Below are 6,220 nucleotides of genomic sequence, written 5' to 3'. Positions count from 1 at the left end.
ATCCAGACGCATGGCTATTCGCTGAAGAACAAGCCGTTCGAACTGACCGTCGGCGTCCCGAGCACGGCGATCGAAGACGACACGTATGGCGTCTACACGCCGTTCGTCACCGAGATGGGACGTGCAGCGGGTGTTCACCCGGACGAACTGGTGTTCGCCGCGCTGAAGGCTGGTCCGACGCTGAAGTGCTACGACGGGCAGTACTTCTTCGACACCGACCACCCGGTGCTCGACGAAAACGGTGTCGCGCAGTCGCAGTCGAACTGGGACAACAACAGCGGCTCGGGCACGCCCTGGTATCTGTGCGACACGAGCCGCGCGATCAAGCCGCTGATCTTCCAGAAGCGCAAGCCGGCGACGTTCGTCGCGAAAACGGCGCCCACGGACGACAACGTCTTTTTCCAGGGTGAGCTGGTCTATGGTGTCGATGCGCGCTACGTCGCCGGCTATGGTCTGTGGCAGCTCGCCTTCGGATCGCGCAAGACCCTCGACGAGACCAATCTCAACGCGGCGTGGGTCGCGATGACCGAGCGCAAGGGCGACTACGGCAAGCAACTCGCGATCCGTCCGAACAAGCTCTACGTCCCGCCGTCGCTGCTGCTGGCCGCGCGCAAGCTCGTCAACGCGTCGACGCTCGCGAACGGCGCTGACAACGTCATGAAGGGCCTCGTCGAAGTCGTCGACGCGCCCTGGCTCGTGTAACGGCAGAAACACCGAAGAGCCGACGCGAGCAAGAGCCAACAGGGGCGCAATCGTGCGCCCCCGCGGGCCAGACAAGACCGAACAACCCGCAGCGAGAGCAGTAGGAGCAGCCGGGCGCACTGCGCCCGGTGCGCTCTCAGGAGAGCACCATGTCGAAACTGTTGGTACGCGCGATCGCCGCATCGTTTCGCCGAGCGGGCCGGGAATTCTCGTCCGCAGGAACAACCGAACTCGAACTGCGCGAACTCTCTTACGACGACGTGCGCGCGATCGTGTTCGAGCAGCAGCTCGTCGTGCATGCACAGATGGATCGTGGCGACGACGAGCCGGAAAGCGTACCCGGAATAGCACTGCGCGAAGCGCTTCTCGCCGCCGAGCGCGAGTTCGGCATGGCGCGTGCGCGCGAAGTATTCGTCGAATCTCACCACGTCGCGCAGGTTGCTGCCGCGGGCTTCAGGGCCGCAGCCGCGACTGGCGTGCCCGTCGCGCACGTTGTTGCGTCGCTTTCTGCCGCCGCAGCCGCGCCGCTGAAGGCGTCGGATCTCGAACCGCCGCTCGCTGGCGCCGACGCCGACGCCCATGCGGTGATCGCCGAACAGCGTCGCGAACGCGAAGCGCAGCTGCTGCCGGCCGTCGAGCCGGTAAAGGCACCGCCCGTGGCGGAGCCGCAGAAGCCGGCCTCGGTCGCCGCGCCCGCTGCGAAGCCGAAGAGCGCGCGGCGGTAACGCGTCATGCCGTACGTCTCACTCGTCCAGCTCGCCGAGTTGCCCGGCGCCCGCGAACTCGGCCAGGTCGCGAGCACCGAGCACACGGCCGTCGTCGATCCCGAGCTGATGGATCGCACGCTTCGCGGCGGCGACACGAGCAGCTGGTCGGCCGATGAGGTGGCGCTCGCCGACCAGGCGAAGCGCCGCATCGAGTCCACGGTCGCCGAAACCGACGCGCTGATCGACGGCTACATCGCGCGCCGCGTGACGTTGCCGCTCGATGCGTCGGCTGAGGCCGTGCTGGTGCCCATCGCGCGAGCGATCGTGCGCTACGAGTTGCACAAACACATCCTCGCGGCCGAGCGCGACCATCCGATCGTCCGCGACTATGCGAACGCGCAAGCGCGCCTGCGCGAGATCCGCGACGGCAAGCTCACGCTCGGCACGACCGATCCGGCCGCGGCCGGCAATCCTGCAACGATGGGCGACGTGCAGTTCGTCGCTGACCCGGCCGTGTTCGGCCGGGATCAGCTGCGAGGTTTTCGGTGACGCTGGGCCCGTATCCGCTGACGGGCGTCATGCAGCGCCTGGCGCCGGTATCGCCGCTGCGCTTCATCGGCATCAGCGCGGACCTGGCGACGGCGCTCAAGACACCGCCGACCGTCGTGCCGGCCGCGTACGTCGTGCGCGAGGAGCGTGCGCGCGACACGACGTACGGCACCGGCGTCCAGGTCCAGAGGATCGACGCGGCGATCGCCGTCGTTTACTTCGTGCGCAACTACCGCGAATCCGATTCAGGCGCCGCCGCGCGCGAAGAGATGGACGCGTTGATTGCGCTCGGCCGCGAGCAGCTGCTCGGCTATCGGCCGAGTGGCGAGTTCACGGGACTCTGCCTGCAATCGAGCAACGAAAATCTCTACGGCGGCGCGTTGCTCATCTCGCAAGAGGTTTACCTCTCCACGTATCGCACGACCAAGGTGCCCACATGAAAAAGAATCCCATGCCGCTGCGTGGCGGCACGTACCGCGTCGACAACGGCGAGCTGCGCCGCGATGACGACGCGCCGAATGACAACCTGTCGACGAACGACGACGCGGGCGCCGGTGCGCCGGACGCGTCCGAGCCGGCCAGCGCCAGTGCGGCGAGTACTCCGCCGTCGGCGCCGCCGCGCGGCACCACGTCGCGCACCACGAAACCGCAGCAGCGTGCCGGATCGCCGGCTCGCAAGCGCTGAGTGAGGACTGAGCAATGACCCAGCATTACGATATCGAACTGTTCAGCCAGCGTGCCCTGCTGCTCGGCAAGCAGACGGCCGAAGACGTACCGGCCACGCTGGCCGCCGCGACGCACGCGTTCCAGATTTTCGACGGCAAGAGTTCGACCGAAACCGACTCGGTCGAGCGGAAGGTCGATCGGCCGTTTTTCGCCGCGCCGCGCAAGATGATCACGAACCGCCGCCGGATCATCGAAGGCGGTATCGAACTCGTGCCGCCGCTGACGCCGGGATCGCAGCCCGCGCCGTGCGAACTCATGCTCGAAATCGGCGGCATGGCGCGCTCCTACGTCGACGCGTGGGTCACTCGCTACAACCCGATCAGCCGCGACATCGAGTGCGCGACGGCGCACTGGTTCCACGGCAAGAAGTTCACCGAGGTCACCAATGCGCGCGCCGCGATCTCGGGCCTGACGTTCAAGGTCGGCGACTTCAACAAGGCAATGACCAAGACACAGGGGTCGTTTACCGAAGTCACCGACGATGACCTGCCGACCGGAGTCGACTATTCCCAGTTCCGCGACCCGGTCGTCGTCTCGGCCGAGAACTCGCGCATGGCCGTCAATGGCGTGCGCGTCAATGCGAAAGAGCTGTCGCTCGACTTCGGATCGGATCTGAAAGCGAAAGAGTTCACCGATCTGCGCACGCACCGCATCGGCGATCGCGTCGCGACGTACAAGGCGCGCTTCGTGCCGGCGACGACGGACGATCTCGATGTCTACGAGCTTCAGCGGACCAATACGATCATTCCGATGAGCTTCCTCGTGATCGAGGACAACGGCAACACGACGATGCTGACGGTGCGAGGCCAGATCGAGAAGATCGACGAGTCCGACGAGGCCGGCGACTTCGTGTACGAGATCTCCGGCAACTGCCATCCGACGGACGATGGCGGCGACGAGTTCCTGCTGCTGTACAGCAAGCCGATCGCGCTCGTGGACACGATGACGGATCTCGGCAGCGTCGGTTCGCCGTACACCGAAGGCCCGCTCGGCATCAAGGGCGCCTACGTGGGTCCGGTCACCTGGTCGCTCGCGAGCGGCGCGGGCCCGACGGGTGCGACGCTCGATCCGACCACGGGCCTGTGGACGGGCAACTGCACCGCGGCCGGCACGTTCACGCCGACGGTGCGCGTGACCGATGCGATCGGCCAGACCGCGACGCTCGCGTTGAGCATCACGATCAGCCCGTAACGGGCTTTGGAACTCGACCACATGCGGGGCGCGGTTGCGCCTCGCATGCTTTCAACCACCCGCATCAATCCACGCCGGAGCATTTCGATGGCCAAGCTGTCTCTCGTTCAGACGTTCGCGTCCAAGTTCACCAGTCAGATTCCCGATCCGGACAAGGCCGGCGTCGTGCGCAAGTACGAGTTCACGGTGCGATTCAAGCTCTACCCGCAGACCGAAGAAAAGCAGGATGAGCTGAAGCGCATCCAGGAAGACCGCGGCAACTACGGCTTCCTCGACCACGTGCTCGACAGCGTCATCGAACTGCCCAAGGACGTCGAACTCGTCGACGAGACCGGTGCGGAAATCTCCCCCGAAGAGTGGATCAAGCTGCACCTGATCGTGCAGAACGATGCGGTCGTCGCGTTCTGGGAAGTCATCAGCAAGGGCGTGCTGGAAAAAAACTCGAAGAGGTCGCGCTCGCGCTAGTCAGTGACGGTCGGCGGCGTCCCGAGAGTTGGTCTTGGGACGCGCCGAACGCGAGCAGCGACAAGCCTGCGCGCAATGGCGCCGCGGAGCAGGCGAACGACGAAGGCGAAGCCCCTGACGTTGACGACGAAGACGATGCCGAACCGAAGCTCAGCACGGCGGACATCCTGCGATCCGTCGACCGTAAGGCCGGAAATCCCGGTGACCCGATCCTCGTGCTCGAGCCGAACCGATGGTGCGCGTGGGCGTTCGAGCGGTGCGTGTGGACGTTGCACATCGGCATGATGAAAAAGCCGTACTACCAGGGAATTTCGGCGCAGGAAATTCTTGCCGCGGCAGCGCTCGTGCGAGCGCCGCGCAGCGAGTGGCCGGCCATCGCACGCGGCATCACCGAGCACATGGTGCCGGCGGCGCAGACGTGGTTTAACCGCTGAGGACACCGTGGCCGCTGAAACCGTCGTCAAGCTCCGCCTGATCACTGATGCGAGTCAGCTCGTGGCGGGAACTCGGAGCGCCCGGACCGAGGTCGCGCAACTCGGTACGAGCATCACGGCGAGCGGCAGCGGTGCGCGTACCGCAGCGGTCGACATCTCGAAGTACGGCGTTGCCGCGAACCTGACGCGGCAAAACCTGCGTGGGCTCAACTCTGATCTGACGCAGATGCCGGGCCTGTTGCGTCAGATCGGCGCCGGCATGGCCGCGCTGGGCGCGGCGGCGGCCGCGAGGCAGCTCGCCGACCTTGCTGACGGTTGGACGAACCTCACGAGCAAGTTGCGCCTGGTCGCGCGCGACGAGGCGAACGTCGTCGATGTCAGGCAGCGGCTGTTCGATCTGTCGCAGCGAACACGCGCCGAACTCGCCTCGACGGCCGACCTGTATTCGCGCCTGACGCGCGCGACGACCGAGCTGCGATTGAGCGAGCAGCAGCGCCTGCAGATCACGGAGTCGATCAACAAGGCGTTTCAGATTTCCGGCGCGACGTCGCAGGAAGCGGTGGCAGCGATCACACAGCTATCGCAAGGTTTGGCGTCCGGCGCGCTGCGCGGCGAGGAATTCAATTCGATCGCCGAGCAGGCGCCAGTGCTGCTCGACCTGGTCGCGAAGTCGCTCGGCAAAACGCGCGGCGAGCTGCGCGCGATGGCGGCCGACGGACAGATCACCGCACGCGTAATCACAGACGCGCTGCTGCGTGGCGGCAAGCAGCTCGACCAGCAGTTCGCGCAGATGGCGCTGACGATCGGCGGGGCGTCGACGCAGCTGAGCAATGCCTGGCAGAAATGGATCGGCGAGGCGTCGGATGCGACCGGTGCGGCGTCCCTCGTCGCCGTCGCGATATCGGGCGTCGCCGGCAATCTCAACGGCCTCATCGTCGCGCTCACGCTGGTCGCGTCGGCGTGGAGCGTGAAGCTCGTCGCGGGCATGACGGCGGCGATCGTCGTCAAGCAGCGTGCGGTGCTGCAGTCGGCGGCACTCGCGGCGGCCGAACTCAACGAGGCACGTGCGGCGGAAGCCGCGGCTGCGGCCGAGCTGGCGCACGCGCAGTCGCTGTCGGTCATGGGCGGCAGCGCAACCCGCGCCATAGCCGCGGAAACGGCCCTGGCGGCCGCCAAGGCGCGCACGGCCGCAGCGACGGCGGCGTCGACGGCCGCGAGCGCGGCAGCGACCGGCGTGTTCGCACGGTTCGGCACGACGCTGCTCTCGTTCGTCGGCGGTCCGGTCGGCGCCGTGATCCTCGGGCTCGGTGCCGTCGCCTATGGTGTCTACAGCGCGATCGAGGCCGAGCGGCAGCATTACCGGCAGCTCGACGCGTCGATCGCCAAGGCCAAGGAAACGGCGACGTCGCTGGCCACGCTGCACGCGAACTGGACGGCGCTCGCGAA

9 protein-coding genes are annotated in these 6,220 nt (G+C 66.6%); all 9 read left to right on the top strand.

Annotated features, from left to right (window positions below; all coding sequences use genetic code 11):
- Window positions 1-702, top strand: a 702-nt coding sequence (locus VLF18_RS11925) for a Mu-like prophage major head subunit gpT family protein (RefSeq protein WP_325279845.1), incomplete at its 5' end; no start/stop codon positions are given.
- 149 nt (window positions 703-851) lie between these two features.
- The gene (locus tag VLF18_RS11920) at window positions 852-1,427 is read left to right on the top strand and encodes a hypothetical protein (protein WP_325279844.1); all 576 of its coding nucleotides are present in this window, start codon (window positions 852-854) and stop codon (window positions 1,425-1,427) included.
- Between the two features lie 6 nt (window positions 1,428-1,433).
- The gene (locus VLF18_RS11915; RefSeq protein ID WP_325279843.1) at window positions 1,434-1,958 is read left to right on the top strand and encodes a phage protein Gp36 family protein; all 525 of its coding nucleotides are present in this window, start codon (window positions 1,434-1,436) and stop codon (window positions 1,956-1,958) included.
- Entirely contained in the window at window positions 1,955-2,398 is a 444-nt protein-coding gene (locus tag VLF18_RS11910) for a phage tail terminator protein (RefSeq protein ID WP_325279842.1), read from the top strand. Before VLF18_RS11915 ends, VLF18_RS11910 begins: the two co-directional genes overlap by 4 nt.
- Complete coding sequence (locus VLF18_RS11905; RefSeq protein ID WP_325279841.1) at window positions 2,395-2,643, top strand: hypothetical protein; 249 nt, start codon at window positions 2,395-2,397, stop codon at window positions 2,641-2,643. Before VLF18_RS11910 ends, VLF18_RS11905 begins: the two co-directional genes overlap by 4 nt.
- A 14-nt stretch (window positions 2,644-2,657) precedes the next feature.
- On the top strand, window positions 2,658-3,875 hold the full coding sequence (locus VLF18_RS11900) for an Ig domain-containing protein (RefSeq protein WP_325279840.1): 1,218 nt from the start codon (window positions 2,658-2,660) through the stop codon (window positions 3,873-3,875).
- Window positions 3,876-3,962: 87 nt separating this feature from the next.
- Window positions 3,963-4,340, top strand: coding sequence for a hypothetical protein (locus VLF18_RS11895; RefSeq protein WP_325279839.1), 378 nt, complete (start codon window positions 3,963-3,965; stop codon window positions 4,338-4,340).
- Window positions 4,232-4,774: a hypothetical protein gene (locus tag VLF18_RS11890; protein WP_325279838.1), complete on the top strand. Its 543-nt coding sequence runs from the start codon at window positions 4,232-4,234 to the stop codon at window positions 4,772-4,774. Before VLF18_RS11895 ends, VLF18_RS11890 begins: the two co-directional genes overlap by 109 nt.
- A 7-nt stretch (window positions 4,775-4,781) precedes the next feature.
- On the top strand, window positions 4,782-6,220 hold a 1,439-nt coding region (locus VLF18_RS11885; RefSeq protein WP_325279837.1), incomplete at its 3' end, for a tape measure protein.

This window comes from Tahibacter sp., assembly GCF_035481375.1.
Lineage (GTDB): Bacteria > Pseudomonadota > Gammaproteobacteria > Xanthomonadales > Rhodanobacteraceae > Tahibacter.
The sequence above is the reverse complement of the archived record's forward strand: the minus strand, read 5'-3'. Positions and strand labels throughout refer to the sequence as shown.